The organism is Mycobacterium sp. Marseille-P9652, assembly GCF_902652685.1.
Lineage (GTDB): Bacteria > Actinomycetota > Actinomycetes > Mycobacteriales > Mycobacteriaceae > Mycobacterium.
This window is the reverse complement of record NZ_CACRUY010000059.1, coordinates 1-21,509: the sequence shown is the minus strand read 5'-3', so window position 1 is coordinate 21,509 and position 21,509 is coordinate 1. Positions and strand designations below refer to the sequence as shown.

The 21,509-nt window shown below is 70.9% G+C and carries 24 protein-coding genes; 8 read left to right on the top strand and 16 right to left on the bottom strand.

The window, feature by feature from the left end:
* Window positions 1-87: 87 nt before the first annotated feature.
* On the bottom strand, window positions 88-909 hold the full coding sequence (fdhD, locus tag GPY60_RS22615; RefSeq protein WP_156689930.1) for a formate dehydrogenase accessory sulfurtransferase FdhD: 822 nt from the start codon (window positions 907-909) through the stop codon (window positions 88-90).
* A 51-nt stretch (window positions 910-960) separates the two neighbouring features.
* Window positions 961-1,941 carry an SDR family oxidoreductase gene (locus tag GPY60_RS22610; protein ID WP_156689929.1) on the bottom strand — a complete coding sequence of 327 codons (981 nt, stop codon included), beginning with the start codon at window positions 1,939-1,941 and terminating at the stop codon, window positions 961-963.
* Between the two features lie 232 nt (window positions 1,942-2,173).
* Between GPY60_RS22610 and GPY60_RS22605 the strand changes: the two genes are divergently transcribed.
* Window positions 2,174-2,938 carry a GAF and ANTAR domain-containing protein gene (locus GPY60_RS22605; RefSeq protein ID WP_156689928.1) on the top strand — a complete coding sequence of 255 codons (765 nt, stop codon included), beginning with the start codon at window positions 2,174-2,176 and terminating at the stop codon, window positions 2,936-2,938.
* A gap of 21 nt (window positions 2,939-2,959) precedes the next feature.
* Here GPY60_RS22605 and GPY60_RS22600 read toward each other — a convergent pair whose 3' ends face one another.
* From GPY60_RS22600 to rplS, 4 genes are all read right to left on the bottom strand, one after another.
* Window positions 2,960-3,265 (bottom strand): DUF2469 domain-containing protein, encoded by a 306-nt coding sequence (locus GPY60_RS22600; protein ID WP_007171389.1) that lies wholly within the window; start codon window positions 3,263-3,265, stop codon window positions 2,960-2,962.
* On the bottom strand, window positions 3,262-4,038 hold the full coding sequence (locus tag GPY60_RS22595) for a ribonuclease HII (protein WP_156689927.1): 777 nt from the start codon (window positions 4,036-4,038) through the stop codon (window positions 3,262-3,264). The genes GPY60_RS22600 and GPY60_RS22595 overlap by 4 nt, the downstream gene beginning before the upstream one ends.
* Before the next feature lie 2 nt (window positions 4,039-4,040).
* A complete protein-coding gene (gene lepB, locus GPY60_RS22590) occupies window positions 4,041-4,916 on the bottom strand; it encodes a signal peptidase I (RefSeq protein WP_156689926.1) in 876 nt (291 codons plus the stop codon).
* Window positions 4,917-4,986: 70 nt separating this feature from the next.
* On the bottom strand, window positions 4,987-5,328 hold the full coding sequence (rplS, locus tag GPY60_RS22585; protein ID WP_156689939.1) for a 50S ribosomal protein L19: 342 nt from the start codon (window positions 5,326-5,328) through the stop codon (window positions 4,987-4,989).
* Window positions 5,329-5,672: 344 nt separating this feature from the next.
* Between rplS and GPY60_RS22580 the strand changes: the two genes are divergently transcribed.
* Window positions 5,673-6,611: a hypothetical protein gene (locus tag GPY60_RS22580; RefSeq protein WP_156689925.1), complete on the top strand. Its 939-nt coding sequence runs from the start codon at window positions 5,673-5,675 to the stop codon at window positions 6,609-6,611.
* 6 nt (window positions 6,612-6,617) lie between these two features.
* Here GPY60_RS22580 and trmD read toward each other — a convergent pair whose 3' ends face one another.
* From trmD to GPY60_RS22555, 5 genes are all read right to left on the bottom strand, one after another.
* Entirely contained in the window at window positions 6,618-7,304 is a 687-nt protein-coding gene (gene trmD / locus GPY60_RS22575) for a tRNA (guanosine(37)-N1)-methyltransferase TrmD (protein ID WP_156689924.1), read from the bottom strand.
* Window positions 7,301-7,819, bottom strand: coding sequence for a ribosome maturation factor RimM (gene rimM, locus GPY60_RS22570; RefSeq protein ID WP_156689923.1), 519 nt, complete (start codon window positions 7,817-7,819; stop codon window positions 7,301-7,303). The genes trmD and rimM overlap by 4 nt, the downstream gene beginning before the upstream one ends.
* Before the next feature lie 24 nt (window positions 7,820-7,843).
* Window positions 7,844-8,086: an RNA-binding protein gene (locus GPY60_RS22565; RefSeq protein WP_036354608.1), complete on the bottom strand. Its 243-nt coding sequence runs from the start codon at window positions 8,084-8,086 to the stop codon at window positions 7,844-7,846.
* A 5-nt stretch (window positions 8,087-8,091) separates the two neighbouring features.
* Complete coding sequence (rpsP, locus tag GPY60_RS22560; protein ID WP_156689922.1) at window positions 8,092-8,577, bottom strand: 30S ribosomal protein S16; 486 nt, start codon at window positions 8,575-8,577, stop codon at window positions 8,092-8,094.
* Between the two features lie 166 nt (window positions 8,578-8,743).
* Window positions 8,744-9,163, bottom strand: a complete 420-nt coding sequence (locus GPY60_RS22555; protein WP_156689921.1) for a nuclear transport factor 2 family protein — start codon at window positions 9,161-9,163, stop codon at window positions 8,744-8,746.
* A gap of 51 nt (window positions 9,164-9,214) precedes the next feature.
* Here GPY60_RS22555 and GPY60_RS22550 point away from each other — a divergent pair, with 51 nt between their 5' ends.
* From GPY60_RS22550 to GPY60_RS22540, 3 genes are all read left to right on the top strand, one after another.
* Entirely contained in the window at window positions 9,215-9,790 is a 576-nt protein-coding gene (locus GPY60_RS22550) for a TIGR03086 family metal-binding protein (RefSeq protein WP_156689920.1), read from the top strand.
* 138 nt (window positions 9,791-9,928) lie between these two features.
* Complete coding sequence (locus GPY60_RS22545; protein ID WP_156689919.1) at window positions 9,929-10,186, top strand: hypothetical protein; 258 nt, start codon at window positions 9,929-9,931, stop codon at window positions 10,184-10,186.
* Between the two features lie 61 nt (window positions 10,187-10,247).
* Window positions 10,248-11,129: a D-alanyl-D-alanine carboxypeptidase family protein gene (locus GPY60_RS22540; RefSeq protein WP_156689918.1), complete on the top strand. Its 882-nt coding sequence runs from the start codon at window positions 10,248-10,250 to the stop codon at window positions 11,127-11,129.
* Here GPY60_RS22540 and GPY60_RS22535 read toward each other — a convergent pair.
* From GPY60_RS22535 to ffh, 5 genes are all read right to left on the bottom strand, one after another.
* Complete coding sequence (locus tag GPY60_RS22535; RefSeq protein WP_156689917.1) at window positions 11,126-11,719, bottom strand: TetR/AcrR family transcriptional regulator; 594 nt, start codon at window positions 11,717-11,719, stop codon at window positions 11,126-11,128. The two genes, GPY60_RS22540 and GPY60_RS22535, sit on opposite strands and share 4 nt — an antisense overlap.
* Before the next feature lies 1 nt (window position 11,720).
* The gene (locus GPY60_RS22530) at window positions 11,721-13,556 is read right to left on the bottom strand and encodes an N-acyl-D-amino-acid deacylase family protein (RefSeq protein WP_156689916.1); all 1,836 of its coding nucleotides are present in this window, start codon (window positions 13,554-13,556) and stop codon (window positions 11,721-11,723) included.
* Window positions 13,557-13,592: 36 nt separating this feature from the next.
* Window positions 13,593-15,239, bottom strand: a complete 1,647-nt coding sequence (locus GPY60_RS22525) for a serine/threonine-protein kinase (RefSeq protein WP_156689915.1) — start codon at window positions 15,237-15,239, stop codon at window positions 13,593-13,595.
* A 43-nt stretch (window positions 15,240-15,282) separates the two neighbouring features.
* Window positions 15,283-16,359 carry a metal-dependent hydrolase family protein gene (locus GPY60_RS22520; protein ID WP_156689914.1) on the bottom strand — a complete coding sequence of 359 codons (1,077 nt, stop codon included), beginning with the start codon at window positions 16,357-16,359 and terminating at the stop codon, window positions 15,283-15,285.
* A 123-nt stretch (window positions 16,360-16,482) separates the two neighbouring features.
* Entirely contained in the window at window positions 16,483-18,039 is a 1,557-nt protein-coding gene (gene ffh, locus GPY60_RS22515) for a signal recognition particle protein (protein WP_156689913.1), read from the bottom strand.
* 213 nt (window positions 18,040-18,252) lie between these two features.
* Between ffh and GPY60_RS22510 the strand changes: the two genes are divergently transcribed.
* The 3 genes from GPY60_RS22510 to GPY60_RS22500 form a co-directional block, all read left to right on the top strand.
* Complete coding sequence (locus GPY60_RS22510; RefSeq protein WP_156689912.1) at window positions 18,253-19,041, top strand: alpha/beta hydrolase; 789 nt, start codon at window positions 18,253-18,255, stop codon at window positions 19,039-19,041.
* A 67-nt stretch (window positions 19,042-19,108) separates the two neighbouring features.
* Window positions 19,109-20,842: a DEAD/DEAH box helicase gene (locus GPY60_RS22505; protein ID WP_231639786.1), complete on the top strand. Its 1,734-nt coding sequence runs from the start codon at window positions 19,109-19,111 to the stop codon at window positions 20,840-20,842.
* A gap of 209 nt (window positions 20,843-21,051) precedes the next feature.
* Window positions 21,052-21,509: PE family protein (locus GPY60_RS22500; RefSeq protein ID WP_156689910.1), on the top strand; the 458-nt coding region annotated here is incomplete at its 3' end.

The following is a 21,509-nucleotide window of genomic DNA, read 5'->3' as shown; positions in this document are numbered from 1 at the left end:
GCCCCGACAAAGGCTGCCCGTCGCGCGGCCGCATCCGGGGCGTAGTGGCGGGTTGTCCCCAGTCGCGCGCCCATCCACAACCGGCGGTCAGGTGATGCGGTCCGCCCGGGCGTAGATGTTCATCGAGTCCTCCCGCAGGAAGGCCACCAGCGTCATCCCGGACTGCTCGGCCAGGGAGACGGCCAGCGACGACGGCGCCGACACCGCGGCGAGCACCGGAATGCCGGCCAGCACGGCCTTCTGGGTCAGCTCGAAGGAAGCGCGCCCGCTGACCAGCAGCACCGAAGCCCGCAGCGGCACCAGCCGGTGCTCCAGCGCCCAGCCGATCACCTTGTCCACCGCGTTGTGCCGCCCGACGTCCTCGCGGACGACGAGCATGGTGCCGTCGGCCGCGAACAGCGCCGCCGCGTGCAGGCCGCCGGTGCTGTCGAAAACCTTTTGGGCCGAACGTAATTGGGACGGCATCGCTCTCAGTGTGGCCGCGGCGACGACGGCCGGGTCCTCGCCGACCGGAAAGCGGCTACCGACCCGCACCGCTTCCAGCGACGCCTTGCCGCACACCCCGCACGACGACGTGGTGTAGAAGTTGCGGGTGACGTCGACGTCCGGCGGCGCAACGCCGGGCGCAAGCGTGACGTCGAGGACGTTGTAGGTGTTCGTGTCGTCCTCGCCCAGGCCGCCGCAGTAGCGGATGCCCAGCACGTCGTCGCGGGCCCCGATCACCCCCTCGGTGAGCAGAAACCCTTGCGCCAGTTCGATATCCGAGCCCGGCGTGCGCATGGTGACGGTGAGCGGCGTCCCGTTGACCCGGATCTCCAGCGGTTCCTCGACGACAAGGGTTTCCGGCCGGGTGGTCGCGGTTCCGGCGGCCAGGTGCCTGACCCGCCGACGCGCCGTTACCCGGCCCACGGGCCCACAGACCTCATCAGGCCAACGTACCGCCGACCGCCGCCGCGAGCCTCACAGCGACGAGGCCAGCGCCGCCAGCGTCTCGGCCGACGAGTAGACCGGCTGCCAGCCGAGCTGGGTCCTGGCCTTGGTCGTGTCCATCACCACCGACGTCCGGACGCTGTGCAGCCACTCCAGCATCGACGGGAGCTTGGGCAGCCGCGAGATCGCCGCCGACGCCGCCGATGCGGTGACCGCGGGCACCCGCACCGGCCGCCCGCCCAGCGCCCTGGCCACGTCGGACACGGTCACGACGCCATCCCCCGCGATGTTGTACGCCCCGGGCGGCGCCGGCGTGGTCGCCGCCAGCGCGATCGCGGTGGCGACGTCGTCGTGGTGGACGAGCTGCAGCGGGACGCCGGGGTCCGGAATCACCGGCTTGATCCCCGGCACTGCGTTGACGACGGCGCGCACCGGGCCTGGCAGCTGGTTCCACGGCATCGCGTCGGCCAGGCCAGGGGCGTTGGGCCCGGCCACGATGCACGGTCGCAGGACGAAGACCTCCAGCGGCGCATCCTCGGTGATCTCCGCGAGCAGGGCCTCGCACGCCGCCTTCTGCTCCGAGTAGTAGTGCTCGGCCGATCCGCGCGTAGGCACGTCCTCGGTGAGGGGGACGGGGTTGTCGGAGTGGTAGCCGTAGGCGGCCACCGACGAGGTGTAGACCAGCCGCCGCGGGCGCTCGGCGGCCACGGTCGCCTCGAAGACGTTGCGCGTGCCCTGCAGGTTGATGCGGGCGCTCTCCTCGCGCGACCCCATGATGATGAACGCCAGATGGACCACCACGTCGGCCTGGGCCACCAGGGCGTCCACGGCGTCGCGGTCGAGGATGTCGCCTTGCTGGTAGGTGGTCTTCTGCCAGCCGCGCGAGGCGGGGTCGAAGGGCCGGCGGGCCATCCCAATGATCGACTCGACGGCCGGTTCGCGCTCGAGCGCGGTCACCGCCGAGATTCCGATCTCTCCAGTTGGCCCGGTCACGGCGACGGTGATTCCCATTCGGTGATCCTTCCCCTCCGCCGACCGGGGAAAACAGAACTTCGGCAGGTAACCGGGCCCCGGATTCGCCGCGCCGTTGGATACTCATGGGTAACTTTGCCACCGGCGCTGCGCTGCACCGACGAGGAGTCCGGCAACCCAGCCGGGACCGGTAGCGTGTGAGGCTCGCCAGGGGCGGTTAATCTACGGCGTTAGACGTGGGTCGAATGACCCGCGACGCGGGAGGCGGGACATGGCAGACGAGTCGACCACGGGCGGCGTTGCGCCCGGTGGGGAGAGAGCCGACCCCGCCACGGTTTTCGCCGCTCTTGCCGAGATCATCTACCAGGGCTCGGACGCCGGCGAGATGTACTCGGCGATCTGCGTCGCCGCCACCCTGATCGTCCGCGGCTGTGACCATGCCAGCCTGTTGGTCCGCGACAACGACCGCTACGTCACCGTGGGCGCCAGCTCCCGGCTCGCGCAGGAGGTCGACGAGCTCGAACGTCGCGCCGGCGACGGCCCGTGCATCGACGCGATCGAGGAGGAGACTCCGCAGATCGACCCGGACCTGACGACTCCGTCGCTGTGGCCCAAGCTCGCCAAGGTCCTGGTCGCGGAAACCCCGGTGCGCGGCGCGATGGGGTTCCGGCTGCTGGTCGACAAGCGCAAGGGCGCGGCGCTGAACCTCTTCAGCGAGACCCCCAACCTGTTCGACGCGGAGTCGGCGGGACGCGCGGCGGTGCTGGCGTCGTTCGCGAGCGTGGCCATCAACGCGATGGCCAAGGGTGAGGACGCCGCGAGCCTGCGCCGGGGGTTGCTGAGCAACCGCGAGATCGGCAAGGCGGTCGGCATGTTGATGTTGCTGCACGACATGACCGAGGACCAGGCGTTCGACCTGCTACGACGGCATTCCCAGGCGCTGAACATCAAGCTGGCCGACGTGGCGCGCGCGGTCATCGAGAGGCGCGGGCAGCTGCCCTCCGACGGTCAGGGCGAGCTCTCGGCCGACGCCTGACCGGCACTGACCCATTCGGACCTACTCGGGCAGGCGCAGCTCGGGCTTCTCGACCTCTTCGATGTTGACGTCCTTGAACGTGACCACCCGAACCTGCTTGACGAACCGGGCGGGCCGGTACATGTCCCAGACCCAGGCATCGGAAAGCCGCAGCTCGAAGTAGACCTCGCCGTCGGCGTTGCGGGGCACCATCTCCACGCTGTTGGCCAGGTAGAAGCGCCGCTCGGTCTCGACGACGTAGCTGAACTGGCCCACGATGTCCTTGTATTCGCGGTACAGCGAGAGCTCCATCTCGGTTTCGTACTTTTCGAGATCTTCTGCACTCATCTGCCACTCACCTGCTCGGACGTCCTTCTCCCCTGGCGCTTCGCTTCATTTTCCCCACCCATGTCCACCTGCGTGCCCGGAGGGTCCGATTTGCACTCGGCCACCACCCGGGCGCCCGAACCGGCCGCCACCCGCCGGACGTTGATGAACGAGTACCGGTGCTCTGGGCACGGGCCCAGCGAGTTCAGCGCCGCGCTGTGCGCCGGCGTGCTGTAGCCCTTGTGTTCGGCGAACCCGTAGCCGGGATGCTCGGCCTCCATCGCGACCATGAACCGGTCCCTGCTGACCTTAGCCAGCACGCTGGCCGCGGCGATGCAGGCCGCCGCCGCGTCGCCACCGATCACCGGCAGCGACGGCACGGCAAGCCCGGGCACCCGGAATCCGTCGCTGAGCACGTAGCCGGGCCGCACGGGCAGGCCGGCCACCGCCCGCCGCATCCCCTCGATGTTGGCGACGTGGACGCCGCGGCGGTCAACCTCGGCCGGCGGGATGAACACCACGTGGTAGGCCAGCGCGTAGCGGCGGATGAGGGGGAACAGCCGCTCCCGCGCCGCCTCGGTGAGTTTCTTCGAATCGTCAAGGGCCGCAAGGCTTTCGAGCCGCCCGGGACCCAGCACGCAGGCCGCCACCACCAGCGGACCCGCGCAGGCGCCGCGGCCGACCTCGTCGACCCCGGCCACCGGCCCCAGGCCGCTGCGGTACAGCGCGGACTCCAGCGTGCGCAATCCGGACGACTTGCGGATCACCGTCCGCGGCGGCCACGTGGTGGCCACCGCTACTGGCTCTGCTGGGGATTCACCGAACTGACTCCGCCCCACCGCGACGGCGGCCACACGATGAACCTGGCCTTGCCGATGACGTTGGACACCGGCACGGTCCCGGAGTTCGGGTCGCCGGTGCAGAGAATCTCCTTGAGCGCGTCGGCCGGGACGCTTTCGCAGTGGGCGCGGGAATCGGCCGAGTGCGTCCGGTTGTCCCCCATCACCCACAGCCGCCCGGGCGGAACCTTCACCGGCCCGAACTGGCTGCCCAGGCAGGGATACATCGCCGGGTTGGCGTTCATGGTCGCGGCGCTGAGGTAGGGCTCCTTGAGCGGCTTGCCGTCGACGGTGAGCCCGGTGTCCGCCCGGCACTCCACCGTCTGCCCGCCGACGGCGATGACCCGCTTCACCAGATCGTTCTCGTCGGGGGGCACGAAGCCGATGAAGGACAGGGCGTTCTGCACCCAGCGCAGCGCGGTGTTGTCGGACCGGATCGACTTGTATCCCCGGTTCCAGGCGGGCGGGCCCTTGAAGACGACCACGTCACCGGGCCGCGGGTCGCTGAAGCGGTAGGTGAGCTTGTCGACCATGATGCGGTCGCCGACGCAGCCGGCGCACCCGTGCAGCGTGGGTTCCATCGACTCCGACGGAATCAGGTACGGACGCGCGACGAACGTCAGCATGACGTAGTAGAGCACCACGGCGATCAGCGCCAGGATCGCCAGCTCGCGCACCGTTGACTTCTTCTTGGGCTCCGGCTCGGGCGCGTCGGGCGGCGGCACCACGTCGGGCGACGCGTCGAGGTCGCGGGTGGAGACCTTGGGCTCTTGCCGGCCGGCGTCAGACTTGGGCTCGGACGATTCCGCGGGAGAGTCCGGGGTGTCGGTCACGAGATCAGCGTAGCCAGCACGGTGTGACTCCGCCGAGGCGACCGCGTGCGGCCGCCGGGGCGGGTGAGGCTCAGCGCTTCTCCTTGATCTTGGCCTTCTTGCCGCGGAGTTCGCGCAGGTAGTAGAGCTTTGCGCGGCGCACGTCGCCGCGGGTCACGACCTCGATGTGGTCGATGTTGGGCGAGTGGACCGGGAAGGTCCGCTCCACGCCCACGCCGTAGCTCTCCTTGCGCACGGTGAACGTCTCGCGCATGCCGCCGCCCTGCCGGCGGATGACAACGCCCTTGAACACCTGAATGCGCTCCTTGGCGCCCTCGATGACCTTAACGTGCACGTTGATGGTGTCCCCCGGGCTGAACGCCGGGATGTCGTCGCGCAGCGACGCTTGGTCGACAAAGTCCAGCCGGTTCATCTCGAGCAGCACTTCCTTGCGGTCGCGGCGTGCGGCAGCCGCTCCCACGTGGGCGTGGGGCGGTCACCGAGCCGATGGTTTCGGGATTCGGCGCGTCTCGCAACGGGCGGAAAGCGGGCCGTTCAGCCGACATCCGCTGGAGACAACTGATCAATTGTGCCAGACGGGTCGCATGCGGAGAAAATCACAGGAAATCGCTGCGGTTCGTGGCGCGCTAAACCTGCTGGTGAATGGTACATATAGCTGGGGTCAACGCGCGCCGAACATCGCGCGCGACGTCCCGGGGCAGACGGCGATGCGGCCCGCCCCACACCCACACGGAGGAGAAGCTCGGAGGGAAGCAGATGCCGGTCCGGCCGCTGACGCTCTTCACCGCCACGGCGGCGGTGGCGTTGGTGGTCGTCGCGGGCTGTGAGGCGAAGGTCCAGGCCAAGGCCAACAGCGCGCCGGTGTACGCCACGCCCAGCCTCGCAGTGTCCGAACCACCCCCACAGCTGGCCGAGCTCCTGTCCGAGTCCCGCACGGCGCCGCAGGCCGCGCCCAGCGCGGGGCTCGGTGGGCTACAGGGCCGAATCCAGCAGGCCACGGACGAGGCGGCCGCCGCCGGCGCCAGCCTCTCGGTGGCCATCCTCGACCGCAAGACCCACCAACTGCTCACCAACGGCAACGGCCAGGTCGTCGGCACCGCGTCGGTGGCCAAGCTCTTCATCGCCGACGACCTGCTGTTGCGCGAGTCGCAGGGCAAGGTCGCGCTGAGTCCGGAGGACCGCCAGGCCCTGGACGTCATGCTGCAGTCGTCCGACGACGGCGCGGCGGAGAGGTTCTGGGACTCCGGCGGCGGCGACGCGATCACCACCGCGGTCGCCAGCCGGTACGGGCTCGCCTCGACCACCCCGGGCGACGACGGGCGCTGGTGGAACACCATGAGCTCGCTGTCGGACCTGGTCCGCTACTACGACCTGCTTCTCGACGGGTCCGGTGGCCTGCCGCCCGACCGGGTCAAGGTCATCATCAACGACCTGGCGAAGTCGACCCCCACCGGCGTCGACGGCTACCCGCAACGTTTCGGCATCCCCGACGGCCTGTACGCCGAGCCGGTGGCCGTCAAGCAGGGCTGGATGTGCTGCATCGGCAGCGCGTGGATGCACCTGTCGACCGGCGTGATCGGCGCGGATCACCGCTACATCATGGTGGTTCAGTCACTGCAGACCTCGGGTGACGCCACCGCCCGCGACGTCATCACCCGCGCGGTCCGGACGATGTTCCCCACCGGCCGGATCTGAGGCGTCTCAGCCCAGCAGGTCGGGCCGGCGCTCGCGGGTGCGTCGCAGCGACACCTCCCGGCGCCAGGCGGCGATCCGCGCGTGGTCGCCGGAGAGCAGGACGTCGGGGACGTCGAGGCCGCGCCAGGAGGGCGGCCGGGTGTAGCTCGGCCCCTCCAGCAGCCGGTCGAGGGCCGGCGAATGCGAATCCTCCTGCAGCGAGGCGGGATTGCCGAGCACTCCGGCGAGCAGTCGCACCACCGCCTCGATCATCACCACCGTCGCCGATTCCCCACCCGGCAGGACGTAGTCGCCGATCGACACTTCCTCGACCCGCATCCGCCGGGCCGCGTCCTCGATCACGCGCTGGTCGATGCCCTCGTAGCGCCCGCAGGCGAACACCAGGTGGGCCTCGGCGCTCCAGCGCTGGGCGCTCGCCTGCGTGAACAACGAACCGGCCGGCGTCGGCACCACCAGAAGCGTTTCGGCGGAACAGATCTCGTCCAGCGCCTCCCCCCACACCGGCGCCTTCATCACCATCCCGGGGCCGCCGCCGTACGGGGAATCGTCGACCGAGTGGTGCACGTCGTGCGTCCACCGCCGCAGGTCGTGCACCCGAAGGTCGACGACACCGGACTGAATGGCCTTGCCGGGCAACGACTCCCGAAGGGGTTCGAGGCAGGCGGGGAAGATCGTGACGACGTCGATCCTCATGCGAGGTCCAGCAGGCCGTCGGGCGGGTCGATCTCGACCGTGCCGTCCTCGAGCGACACCGAGGTGACGATCGCGCCGACGAACGGCACCAGCGCCTCCCCCGAATCCCGCCGCACCGCAAGCAGTTCCCCGGCGGCGGTATGCAGCACCTCGGCGACCACACCGACGTCCTGACCCGTCACCGTCCGGACCCTAAGGCCTTCGAGCTGGTGGTCGTAGTAGGTGTCGGGCTCGTCGATCGGCGGCAGGTCACCGGAGTTGACGACGAACAGGCCACCCCTCAACCGCTCGGCGGAGTCGCGGTCGTCTACGCCGGCCAGGCGCACCAGCAGGCGCCCGCCGTGCTCGCGCGCCTCTTCGATGACGTAGCTGTGCTCGGCGCCGCCGCGCGCCTGCTTGAGCCGCAACGCATTTCCGGGGGCGAACCGGGCCGCCGGGTCGTCGGTGCGGATCTCCACGACCAGTTCACCGCGGACGCCGTGCGCCTTCGCGACGCGGCCGACGGTCAACTCCAACGGAGTTCCATGAGCAGCGCCCCGCTACTGGTCGGTGTCCACCACGTCGACGCGGATCCCGCGCCCGCCGATGCCGGCGACCAGGGTGCGCAGCGCGGTCGCGGTGCGTCCGCCCCGCCCGATCACCTTGCCCAGATCGTCGGGGTGCACGTGCACCTCCACCGTCCGGCCGCGCCGGCTGGTGACGAGGTCCACGCGCACGTCGTCGGGGTTGTCCACGATCCCCCGGACCAGATGCTCGACAGCGTCGACGACCACCGTGCTCATGACGGTCAGCCCTCGGCCGCCGGCTCGGCCTGCTCGGCGGCCTCGGCCGGGGCTTCGTCGGCAGTCTGCTCGGCGGGTTCGGCCGCTTTGGCGGCCTTCTTGGCCGGCGCCTTCTTCTTCGGCTTCGCGGCCTCGGTGTCCGGCCCGCCGTCGGCGGCGGCCAGGGCAGCGTTGAACAGCTCCAGCTTGCTCGGCTTCGGCGGCGCGACCTTCAGGGTGCCCTCGGCGCCGGGCAGCCCCTTGAACTTCTGCCAGTCGCCGGTGATCTTGAGCAGCTTGAGCACGGGCTCGGTGGGCTGAGCCCCCACCGACAGCCAGTACTGGGCGCGCTCGGAGTTGATCTCGATGAGGCTCGGCTCTTCCTTGGGGTGGTACCGGCCGATGACCTCGATGGCGCGCCCGTCGCGGCGGGTCCGCGCGTCGGCGACCGAGATGCGGTACTGGGGATTACGGATCTTGCCAAGCCGGGTGAGCTTGATCTTGACAGCCATGATTGAGCGACTTCTCCTGTGGGTGTCACGCTGCAATTCAGCGACCCGGGCGGGATGCCAGGGTCCGGTTTTGCCTCGCGTGTGTGACCAACGGGCGATCGTGATCGCGCGGTGGACAGCCGCCCATTGTGCCAGAACCTGCTGGCCCGGCGTTAATCGCGGCGGCCTACATCACCTTCTGGAAGACCTTCGTCTCGACGCGGCGGGTCATGCGCCAGCCCTCGGGGGTGCGGACGAACTCGTCGTCGTACCAGAGCCCGCAGAACAGCACCTGATCGCTCTCGCCGGGCAGCACCATCGGGTTGAAGCAGATCACCCGCGACGAGGCGGTGTCGCCGTCGATGCGCACCGAGAAGTTGCCGAGCATGTGCGCGTAGACGGGAAAGTTCGGCAGCACCTCCGACAGCCACTTCTTGACCTCGGGATAGTGCCCCTCGATGCCGCCCAGGGCCGTGTAGTCGATGTAGGCGTCCGGGGTGAAGACCTTGTCCAGGTCGTCGAATCGGCGATTGTCGATGGCGGTGGAGTAGTCGACCAGCAGCTGCTGGATCTCGAGGCGGTCGGAGATTTCCGCGGGGGTGAGCATGCGTCGATTGAACACGACCATGTTGTCACCGGGCAGTCCTACGATCCGGTCATGAACGACGCCCCGATCGGCCAGCTGGCCACCCAGGCGTTCTCCCTCCTGATCGACGCCGTGGCGACGATCGGGCCCGACGACTGGGATCGTCCGTCCAACCTCGAGGGCTGGAGCGTGCGCGAGCTGGTGGGCCACGCCACCGGCAGCGCCGCGAAGGTGGTGACGCTCGTCGAGGACGGTGAATTGTGGCAAGGCCCTTCGCAGCCGGCCGATTGGGTCTGCGAGGACCCGTCGGAGCGGCTGCGCGAGCTCGCGTCCCGCCTGCGGGACGCGCTGCCCTCGGCCGATCTGGATGCCACGCGGGTCTCGCCGCAGGGGCAGGTGCCGCTGCGGCGCGCGCTGGCCTTCCCCGTCGCGGACCTGGCCATGCACGCCTGGGACGTGCACCGCTCGCAGGGGCGTCTGGTCGAGCTGCCCGACGACACGCTGGCGTTCTGCCGGGGGCTGGTCGAGTCGGTCGCGCCGGAGCTGCTGCGGCGCCCCGGGGGTTTCGGACCGGCCCGGCCCGCGCCGGACGGCGCGACGCCGACGGCCGGGTTGATGGCCTACCTCGGCCGCTCGGTCGACGGGTAGTTGGGATCGGTAGCGCCGCGCGCGGGTTGCACTTGATCGCAGACCTCAGCAACGAAGGAGCCCGCCATGGACAAGGCCCCGCGATTCTCCCCTTTTCGCAGGACACGCCGCGCTCGACGGGTGAATAATTCCGGGTCTATGAAGGCAGCATTCGCGGCGTTGGCAACGCCGCTGATGATCTGGGGCGGCATGAGCCTGGCGGCCCCGGCCGCCCAGGCCTCCCCCTGCCCGAACATGGTGTCCTGCCAGCACTGGTGCCCGGGCGACGTCCTCCCGGCGGGCCGCCCCGTGCCGTGGGACGGCAACGTCTGCCACGACTACTACTGGGACTACTACGGCGTGCACGACGTCGGGACGGGCGCCTTCTACGCCTGGCGGGACATGCCCTGGCACTAGAGGCCGTCACGCCAATCGGGCATTGGCCCCCGCGCAGGCCAAGAAGTTAAACTCTGCGGCCATGCGCAAGCTCATGGGGGTGGTCGCCGCTGCGCTGGCGATCGGTACGGGTGTTGCCACGGTCAGCGTGTCCCCGGCCTCGGCCGACAACGCCCAGCCGGCCGGCTCGGTGCCCATCCCCGACGGCCCCGCCCAGACCTGGATCGTCGCCGACATGGACAGTGGCCAGATCCTGGCCGGGCGCGACCAGAACGTCGTCCACCCGCCCGCGAGCACCATCAAGGTGCTGCTGGCCCTGGTGGCGCTCGACCAGGTGAGCCTGGACCAGACCGTGGTCGCCGACGCCGCCGACGCGGACGTCGAGTGCAACTGCGTCGGGATCAAGCCGGGCCGCTCCTACACCGCGCGCCAGTTGCTCGACGGGTTGCTGCTGGTGTCGGGCAACGACGCCGCGAACACTCTGGCGCACATGCTGGGCGGGGCGGACGCGGCCGTGGCCAAGATGAACGCCAAGGCCGCGTCGCTGGGGGCCACAAGCACCCACGCCGCGACCCCGTCCGGCCTGGACGGGCCCGGCGGATCCGGGGCCTCGACCGCGCACGACCTGGCCGTCATCTTCCGCGCCGCGATGGGCAACCCGGTGTTCGCGCAGATCACCGCCGAGCCCTCGGCGATGTTCCCCTCCGACCACGGCGACCAGCCGATCCAGAACCAGGACGAGCTGCTGGCGCGGTATCCCGGCGCGATCGGCGGCAAGACCGGCTTCACCGACGCGGCCCGCAAGACCTTCGTCGGCGCCGCCGGCCGCGGGGGCCGGCGGTTGGTGATCGCGATGATGTACGGCCTCGTCAAGGCTGGCGGCCCCACCTACTGGGACCAGGCCGCGAGCCTGTTCGACTGGGGTTTCGCGCTCAACCCCGAGACCGGCATCGGCTCGCTCTAGCCGGGCATCAAGCCGGCGATCAACGACGTCAGCAGCGCGATGCGCTGCTCCTCGATCTCCGGCTGCGGCCACACGCCGCGCACCAGCGCGGCACCGTCGAAAACGTTGGTCAGCAACGCCACGAGCACTCCGAAGGTCTCCTGCGGGAGGCTCTCGGCGCCCGGCAGCGCCCGCGCGGCCTCGTAGATCTTGGCGGTGTAGGGGCCGAGCGACTCGCGCAGATGGGCGTTGAGCTTCTCGTCCGTGCGGCCGGCGACCAGCAGCTCGTAGAGCACGGCGTTGGTTGGGCTGCCGGTGATGTCGCGCAGGATCGTCAGAGCCGCCTCCAGCGCCGGCCGGTCGGGCGGTATCTCCGTCACGCGTTTGGTGAACGACTCCAGCTGGCGGCGCAGAACCTCCGACGCCGTCGCGGCCATGAAGTCGCTCATGGTGTCGAAGTGACGGAACAGGGCCCCCACGGACACCCCCGCGCGCTTGGCGACGACGGCCGCGGACGTGCGGGCGTAGCCGACCTCGACGATGCTCTCGATGCACGCCTCGAGGAGCCGCCCGACGGTCTCCTCGCGGCGTTGCTGCTGGGTGCGCGCCATCTCAGGCGCCGACGGCGGCGGGCTGCCGGGGCGCGGCCTGACGGACGCCCGCCCGCAGGTACCGGCCCGACTTCACCGTCTCGCCGTAGCCCTCGCGGAAGCTGCCGTCCCGGAACACCACGGCGCCGCCCACGCCGGTGGCGACGACGGCGTCGTCGTTGCGGTTGACCATGCGGCGCAGGCCGCCGTAGAAGGGGACCGCTTCCTCATGGTAGGCGTACAGCGAATCGTCCAGGGCGGCCGGGTCGATCACCGCGAAGTCGGCACGGTCACCGGGCCGCAGCGTGCCGGCGTCGAGGCCGAACCACTCCGCCAACTCGCCGGTGAGGCGGTGCACGGCCCGTTCGGTGGACAGGAACGGCCGGCCCTCCCGGTGGGCGTCGCGGACGCGCTTGAGCAGCTTCAGGCCGAAGTTGTAGAAGGCCATGTTGCGCAGGTGCGCGCCGGCGTCCGAGAAGCCCATGTGCACACTCGGGTCGGCGGCGAGCTTGTCGAGCTGCCTGGGCCGGTGGTTGGCCACGATCGTCGTCCACCGGACGTTGCGCTCACCGTTCTCGACGAGCACGTCGAGGAAAGCGTCCAGCGGATGCAGCCCGCGCTCGTCGGCGATCTGGCCGAAGCTCTTGCCCACCAGCGACTCGTCGGGGCATTCGACGATCACCGCGTCGTGGAAGTCGCGGTGCCACAGCGAGGGGCCCAGCTTGACGCGGTCGAATTCGCGCCGGAACCGCCGCCGGTAGGACTCGTCGGCCAGCAGCTCGTTGCGCTGCAGCTGGTCGCGCAGGTGCAGGGCGGCCGTCCCGGCGCCGAACTCCTCGAACACCGGCAGGTCGATCCCGTCGGAGTAGAGCTCGAACGGCACGGGCAGGTGCTGGAACCGCACGGCCGAACGCAGCAGCCTGTTGAGCACCCGGGTGCCGAACCCGAAGGTGTGCACGGCCAGCGGCATCGACTTGGCGTCGGCGGACACCAGCAGGCTCATGCGAACGCCCTTGCCGCGGTTGACAATCCGGCTACTCGTCAGGAAGAACATGAGCGCCGAGGCCGGGCTTTCGACGTTGGGCGCGCTCTGCAGCATCCGGCCGCGCTTGCGCAGCACCTTGATGAGCCGGCGCCGTTCGCGCCAAGAGGCGAAGGTCGACGGCAGGGCACGCGACCGGAAGCGGTCGCCGTCCAGCTTGTCGATCGCCGCGTCCATGCCCGACATGCCGAGCATCCCGGCGTCCAGCGCCTGCTCGAGCAGGGCCGCCATCTTTTCCAGCTCGGCGTCGGTGGGGCGGACGTCGGCGTCGGTGGCACGGTCGAGCCCGAGCACGGTGGCCCGCAGGTCCGAATGGCCCAGCAGCGAGCCGACGTTCGGCCCGAGCGGCAGGGCGTCGAGCGCCTCGATGTATTCCGCCGGCGTCGACCACGTCCTGCGCGAGTCGAGCGCGCCGTGGACGTATTGGCGCGGCACCGCCTCGACCCGGCTGAACAGGTCGGCCGCGTCCTCGGAGGAGGCGTAGACCGTGGACAGCGAGCAGTTGCCGAGCAGCACCGTCGTCACGCCGTGGCGCACCGACTCGCGCAGCCCGGGGTCGAGCAGCACCTCGGCGTCGTAGTGGGTGTGCACGTCGATGAACCCGGGCACCACCCACTTGCCGGCCGCGTCGATCACCTCCGGGCACCCGGCCTCGTCGAGCGGGGTCTCGGACACGGTGGCCACCACACCGTCGCGGATGCCGAGGTTTCGGGTGTGCGGCTGGGCGCCGGTGCCGTCGAACCACAGTCCGTCGCGGATGATCACGTCGTAGGCCATTGCTTCCTCCAGGCTGTTCGGTTGCGGGAACCGTAACATAGATAGCAAGCACTCGCAATCTTTTCCCGGCGAGCGTCAGCGACGGGCCACCTTGGGCACCTCGGTCGCGGTCGCCGGCTCCAGGCCCGTGATGGCCGGCGGCACGTCGCCGCGGCGGGCGAGCACGGCGGGGACGCGGAGCACGGCGGACCGCTGTCCGCAGTCGTTGGATTGCACGGTGACGGTCTCCTCCCCCACGAGGTCGCCGTCGGGCTGGGGCCGCAACGACAGCACGACCGTCGTGGCCTGGGTCCGGTTCGACCCGCTGGGCCCCACGCAGGCGATCTGAGCGTCGTCCGGCTGCGACTGCCACCGACCGTCGGCGAACCGCATGATCAGCTGCCGGCCGCCCGGCGACGCCGGTTGCTGATGGTCGTCGTTGTCGAGTTGCAGCGCCGCGGCGGCGCATGCCGAGGCGGAACACGTGGTGCGGAAGGCCCACCAGGTGGCCACGTCCGGCGGCTGCGGGTCGGCGACGTAGTTGTAGGTCTGCTTGCTGCGCTGGACCTCGAGCCGGTAGGAGCCCTCGAGCGGGACGGGCGGTGGCGGCGCCGGGACCGGCGCGGGCGAGGGGGCGGATTGGGCGACGGGCGCGGGTCGGACGGTCGGCGTGGTGGCGCTCGTGCGCCCGACGAGGAAACCGAGCGCGACCGCGCCGACCACCAGCACCAACACCGTCAGGGCCAGCACGACCCGGCCCAGGATGCGTCGTGGCGGCGGGGGCGGCGTGGGGCGCCGCGGCGGCGTTCTTGCGGCGCCGTGGCCTCGCGCCGGCCGGGCGGGCGACGGGGACGCCGGCCGCCGGGCCGCCGGACGGGGACCCGGGGCCGGCTCCTTGGTGCCGGCCGGTGCCGGACGGGCCCGGGCGGGCTGCTCGGCCACCAGCACGGCCTCGGGCGTGCGGTCCCCGCCCGCGACGCCGGCCTGCCGGTTGGCCGCGCGGGCGAATTCGCCGCAGGTGGCGAACCGGTCGCCGGGCCGCTCGGCGAGCGCCCGGGCGAACACGCCGTCGAGGCGGGCCAGCTCCGGGCGCTGCTCACTCAGCCGGGCCGGACGCGCCGCGGGCGGCGCACCCGTGAGCAGGTGAAATGCCGTGGCCGCCAGGGCGTATTGGTCGGCGCGCCGGTCGATTTTTTCGGTGGCGCCCCCGGCCGCGAGTTCGGGCGCCGCGTAACGCGCGTCGACCTCGGGACGAGGGATCCCGAAGTCGGTGAGCAGGATGCGTTGCTCCTCGTCCGCGCGGCCGGTGAGCAGGATGTTGGCGGGTCGGACGTCCCGGTGCAGCATGCCGCGCTGGTGCGCGTAGTCCAGCGCCCCGGCCAGCGCGGAGACGATGGCCAGCACCTCGGCCACGGGTGACACCGCCGGGAACCGGCCGGCGATCAGCTGGGCCGCGTTGATGCCGTCGACGTAGTCCATGGCGGCGTACAGCTGGCCGTAGAACTCGCCGCGTTCGTGCACCTCGATGATGTGGGGGTGCCGCAGCCGCGCCGCCGCGGGCGTCTCGGCCCAGAACCGGCGCCGGAACTCGGCGTCCGTCGACAGTTCGGGCGCAAGGACTTTCACCGCCCGCCAGCACGACGACCGGTGGTCCTGGACAAGATAGACATCACCGGTCGCCCCGGAACCCAGCCTTCGCGCGATGACGTATCCGGCAAACGCCGCGCCGCTGGCCAACGCCATTGGAAGAGCCTACCCGCGAGCGCGGCGACGCGCCCTGCGGGCATTACGGTCGAAACGTCTTGCCGCGCAGAACTACTAGATCGGGCCGGGCGAGGACCCCGGGGCCGCGCCGCGGGTCCTCCGCGTAGCACAGCAGGTCGGCCGGTGCGCCGTCCTCGAGCCCGGGCCGGTTCAGCCAGCGCCGCGCCTCCCAGCACGCCGCGCCGAGCGCCTCGGTGGGGCTCATGCCGATGCCTTTGAGCGCCTCCACCTCGTCGGCGATCCGGCCGTGGGCCACGAGGCTGCCGGCGTCGGTGCCGGCGTAGATGGGCACGCCGGCCTCCCGCGCGCCCGCGATCCGCTCGTTGCAGCGGGCGTACAGCTCGCGCATGTGCGCGGCGTACGTCGGGTACTTCGTCGCGGCGGCGGCGATGCCCTGGAAGTTGTCGATGATGTTGATCAGGGTCGGCACCAGCGCGGTGCCGTGCTCGAGCATCAAGGCGATGGTGTCGTCGGTGAGGCCGGTGCCGTGCTCGATGCAGTCGATCCCGGCGTTGATCAGGCCCGGCATGGCCTCGTTGCCGAAGACGTGCGCGGTGACGCGGGCGCCGTGGGCGTGGGCGGTGTCGATCGCGGCCTTGAGCACGTCGTCGGACCACAGCGGCCCCAGGTCGCCGGTGCCGCGGTCGATCCAGTCGCCGACGAGCTTGACCCAGCCGTCGCCGCGCCGGGCCTCCTCGGCCACCGCCGCGCGCAGCTGCGACTCGTCCTCGAGCTCGCGCGCCAGGTTCGGCGAGTACCGCTTGGGCCTGGCCAGGTGCCGGCCGGCGCGGATGATGCGGGGCAGGTCGTCGCGGTCGTCGAGGCGGCGGGTGTCGGTCGGCGAGCCGCAGTCGCGCAGTAGGAGCGCGCCGGCGTCGCGCTCGGTCTCGGCCTGGGCGGCCGCCTCCTCGATGGGCATCTCGCCGTGGTCGCCGAGCCCGACGTGGCAGTGCGCGTCGACGAGCCCGGGCACGATCCACCCGCCGTCGAACACGGTGTCGGCGCCCGCGATTGCTTCGGTGCTGATGCGGCCGTCGACGATCCACAGCTCGACCGGGCTTTCGTCGGGCAGCCCGCGCCCCCGCACGTGCAGGCGCACGGGGCGGCTACGTCCGTCCGGTGTTTCGGTGACGACCCGCGTCGCCCGGCTTCGCCGCGCTCGCGATCGTCACGGTCTTTCGGTGACGACCCGCGTCGCCCGGCTTCGCCGCGCTCGCGATCGTCACGACTTGCCCGGGAACTTGAGCTTGGACAGGTCGAAGTCAGCCAGGGCCGGCGGCAACTCGTTGAGACCCTCGGGCATCTGCGACAGGTCGGGGAAGCCGGCGGGCATGCCGGGCGCGCCCTGCATCAGGGGGTTGCGCACCTTTGGCGGCGTCGGTCCGCGGGCGCCCTTCTTGCCCTTCTTCCCCTTGCCGCCCTTGGCCTTCCGGGTCGCCGACTTGCGGCCCATGCCCGGGATGCCCATGCCGCCGAGCATCGTCGACATCATCTTGCGGGCCTCGAAGAAGCGGTCGACGAGCTGGTTCACCTCCGACACCGTCACGCCCGACCCGTTGGCGATGCGCAGCCGCCGAGACGCGTTGATGATCTTGGGGTCGGCCCGCTCCTCGGGTGTCATCCCGCGGATGATGGCCTGCAGCCGGTCGAGCTGCTTGTCGTCGACCTCGGCCAGCGCCTCCTTCATCTGGCCGGCGCCGGGGAGCATGCCCAGCAGGTTGCCGATGGGACCCATCTTGCGGATCGCGAGCATCTGCTCGAGGAAGTCCTCCAGCGTCAGCTCGCCGCTGCCCATCTTGGCGGCGGCAGCCTCGGCCTGCTGGGCGTCGAAGACCTGCTCGGCCTGCTCGATGAGGCTCAGCACGTCGCCCATGCCGAGGATGCGGCTGGCCATGCGGTCGGGATGGAAGACGTCGAAGTCCTCGAGCTTCTCGCCGGTGGAGGCGAAAAGTATTGGCACGCCGGTGACCTCGCGAACCGACAGCGCGGCGCCACCGCGAGCGTCGCCGTCGAGCTTGGTCAGCACGACACCGGTGAAGCCGACGCCCTCGCGGAACGCCTCGGCGGTGGTGACGGCGTCCTGACCGATCATCGCGTCGAGGACGAACAGGACCTCGTCGGGGTCGACGGCGTCGCGGATGGCCGCGGCCTGGGACATCAGCTCGGCGTCGATGCCGAGGCGCCCGGCGGTGTCGACGATGACGATGTCGAAGTGCTTGGCGCGTGCCTCCTCCAGGCCCTGTGCGGCCACGGCGACCGGATCACCCGGTCCCGACTCGGGCGACGCGCCGGGGTGCGGCGCGAACACGGGAACGCCCGCGCGCTGCCCGACGACCTGCAGCTGGTTCACCGCGGCGGGCCGCTGCAGGTCGCAGGCCACCAGCAGTGGCGTGTGACCCTGGCCGCGCAGCCAGGCGGCCAGCTTGCCGGCCAGCGTGGTCTTACCCGAGCCCTGCAGGCCGGCGAGCATGATGACCGTCGGCGGGGCCTTCGCGAACACGAGCTGGCGGGTCTGGCCGCCGAGGATGCCGATGAGCTCCTCGTTGACGATCTTGACGACCTGCTGCGCCGGGTTCAGCGCGCCGGAGACCTCGGCGCCCCGGGCGCGTTCCTTGATGCGGCCGACGAACTCGCGGACGACGGGCAGCGAGACGTCGGCCTCGAGCAGCGCCAGGCGGATCTCGCGGGTCGTCGCGTCGATGTCGGCGTCGGTCAGTCGACCTTTCCCGCGCAGCCCCGCCAGCGCACCGGTCAACCGGTCGGAGAGGGATTCAAACACCCGACCAGCCTAGTGGTAGTGCGAGACGACCGGGTTTCGGCGGCTCCCCGGGCCCCGGGACGCCACGACACGTAAACGGTTGCGACGACACGCGGCGAGTCGCAACCAGTTACGTCTCGCGAACGGCGAAGCCCGCCAGAGCACACGACACGCCGCGGACGGGTGTGCGTGGTTTCAGTCTCGGCGCAGGCGACGGCGGGATTGAATGGTCGGGTGCTCGAGGTGATCGACAAGGGCGCCTGCACCGACGCGCATCCGGACCCGCTGCTGTTCGTCCACGGCGGCTGGCACGGCGCCTGGTGCTGGGAGCACTTCCTCGACTTCTTCGCCGGCGCCGGCTACCGCGCGGTCGCGATCAGCCTGCGCGGGCACGGCGCCAGCCCGACGGCCAAGCCCCTGCACAAGGTCACCATCGCCGATTACCTCGACGATGTCCGCGCCACGGCCGACGACCTGGGCGGGGCTCCGGTACTCGTCGGCCATTCGCTCGGCGGCTTCGTCATTCAGCGCTACCTCGAAACCCACACCGCCCCCGCCGCGGTGCTGGTGGGTTCGGTGCCGCCGCAGGGCGTCCTTCGGCTGGCGCTGCGCGTGTGGCGCCGCCGGCCGTCGATGACGATGGAGGCCTGGAGCGACCCCACGCTGCTGAAGTTCCTCGCCACCCCGGCGCTCACCCGCGAGTACCTCTTCTGCACCGACACGCCCGAGGACGTCGTGCAAGCCTGCATGCAACGCGCCGGCGCCGAGAGCATTCGCGCCGCCATGACCGATCCCGTGGTCCGCCGGGTGCGGACGAAGCGCGTGACCACGCCCATGCTGGTGCTCGGCGCCGTGCACGACGGCTTCGTCAGCGTCGGTGACGTGCGCGCGACGGCGCGCGCCTACCGCACCGAACCCGAATTCTTCGAGATGGGTCACAACATGATGCTCGAACCCGGCTGGCGCGACGTCGCCCGACGAATCGACGCGTGGCTGAGCGCGCGAAAACCATTGGCGTGCTAGATTTTAGCGCCGCCACCGATTGGGGCGGGCCGCAAATCACGCGCGACCACCGGGGGGAGCTTTGCCGTTGCAACAGGTCAGCCACACGCCGTCGCGCGTCGAGGCAGGCCAGGACGGCAGCGCGCCCCTGCGAGGTTGGCAGCGCCGCGCGCTGGTCAAGTACCTCGCCGGTCGCCCCCGCGATTTCCTGGCGGTCGCGACCCCCGGTTCCGGGAAGACGACGTTCGCACTGCGGGTCGCGGCCGAGCTGCTGAGCCAGCGGGCCGTCGACCAGATCACCGTCGTCGTGCCGACCGAGCACCTCAAGGTCCAGTGGGCGCTGGCCGCGCAGCGGCACGGCCTCGCCCTCGACCCGCGGTTTTCCAACACCAGCGCGCAGAACTCGTCCGAGTACCACGGGGTGATGGTGACCTACGCCCAGGTCGCCGCGCACCCGACGCTGCACCGGGTGCGCACCGAGCAGCGCAGGACGCTGGTCGTCTTCGACGAGATCCACCACGGCGGCGACGCCAAGAGCTGGGGCGAGGCGATCCGCGAGGCGTTCGGCGACGCGACGCGCCGGCTTGCTTTGACGGGCACGCCGTTTCGCAGTGACGACAGCCCCATCCCGTTCGTCAGCTACGTCGCGGGCGCCGACGGGGTGGCGCGCTCGGAGGCCGACCACACCTACGGCTACGCCGAGGCCCTCGCAGACGGCGTCGTCCGGCCCGTGGTGTTCCTCGCCTACTCCGGCGAGGCCCGCTGGCGCGACAGCGCCGGCGAGGAGCACGCCGCGCGGTTGGGCGAGCCGCTCTCGGCCGAGCAGACGGCCCGGGCGTGGCGCACGGCGCTCGATCCGGCCGGCCAGTGGATGCCGGCGGTGATCGCCGCGGCCGACGAGCGGCTCCGCCAGCTACGCACGCACATCCCCGACGCCGGCGGCATGATCATCGCCTCGGACCGGACCGCGGCGCGCGCGTACGCCGCCCTGCTCAAACGGCTGACCGACGAGGCGCCGACGGTGGTGCTGTCCGACGACCCCGGATCCTCAACGCGCATCACGGAATTCGCGCAGAGCACCAGCCGGTGGCTGGTCGCCGTGCGCATGGTGTCCGAGGGCGTCGACGTGCCGCGGCTGTCGGTCGGCATCTACGCGACCAGCGCGTCGACGCCGCTATTCTTCGCCCAGGCCATCGGCCGGTTCGTGCGGTCGCGACGGCCGGGCGAGACGGCCAGCATCTTCCTGCCTTCGGTGCCCAACCTGCTGCAACTGGCCAGCGAGCTCGAGGCCCAGCGCAACCACGTGCTCGGGCAGCCGCACCGGCCGGAGGAGGACCCGCTCGACGGCGACCCCGCCACCCGGACGCAGACCGAGAAGGACGACACGGACAACGGCTTCACCGCTCTGGGCGCCGACGCCGAGCTCGACCAAGTGATCTTCGACGGGTCCTCGTTCGGCACCGCGGCGCCGGCCGGCAGCGACGAGGAGGCGGACTACCTGGGCCTGCCCGGGCTGCTCGACGCCGACCAGATGCGCGCCCTGCTGCACCGGCGCCAGGACGAGCAACTGCAGAGGCGGGCCGAGAAACAGGCCGTTCAGGGGGCACCGCCGCCGGCGACCGTGCACGGCCAGCTCCGCGAGCTGCGCCGCGAGCTGAACACCCTGGTGTCCATCGCCCACCACAAGACCGGCAGACCCCACGGCTGGATCCACAACGAGCTGCGCCGCCGCTGCGGGGGGCCGCCGATCGCCGCCGCGACCCGCGAGCAGCTCAAGGAGCGCATCGACGCCGTGCGGCAGCTGAATTCTGAGCACTCTTGAGTGATGTTGCGCGACAAGCACATTGGCTAGACGGCCGCCATTCAGTGTCGCGAGCAGTGGTGTTCCTCGGCAGCGTCCACGCGATGTCCGAGAATTAGGTGGTCGACTACTGATGCTTCCCCCAGACCCCTTGCTTACGGTTCACCTACCTGACGGTTGGGGACCGCCGGGCTAGTGACAACCAGGGGCTAGCCAGCAGGAAGATCGACATGTCGTATGTAATCGCGGCGCCGGAGATAATGACCTCGGCGGCAACGGATCTGTCCAACATCGGCTCAACGCTGACCGTCGCGCAAGCGGCGGCGGCCGCCCCGACAACGGGGGTGCTGGCCGCGGCTGAGGATGAGGTGTCGGCGGCGATTGCGGCGGTGTTCTCCTTCCATGGCCAGCAGTTTCAGGCACTCGGTGCGCAGGCGGCGGTGTTCCACGACCAGTTTGTGCAGGCCTTGAACAGCGCGGCGGGCGCGTATGCGGCTGCCGAGGCGGCCAATGTCTCGCCGTTGCAGACCCTGGAGCAGAACCTGCAGGCCTTCGCGATAGCCCCGGTGAAGTTTCTGACGGGGCGCCCGTTGTTTGGCGATGGCGCCAATGCGCCGGCGGGCAGCGGCCTGCCCGGCGGGGACGGCGGGTGGCTTTTCGGTAACGGCGGCAATGGAGGGTCGGGTGC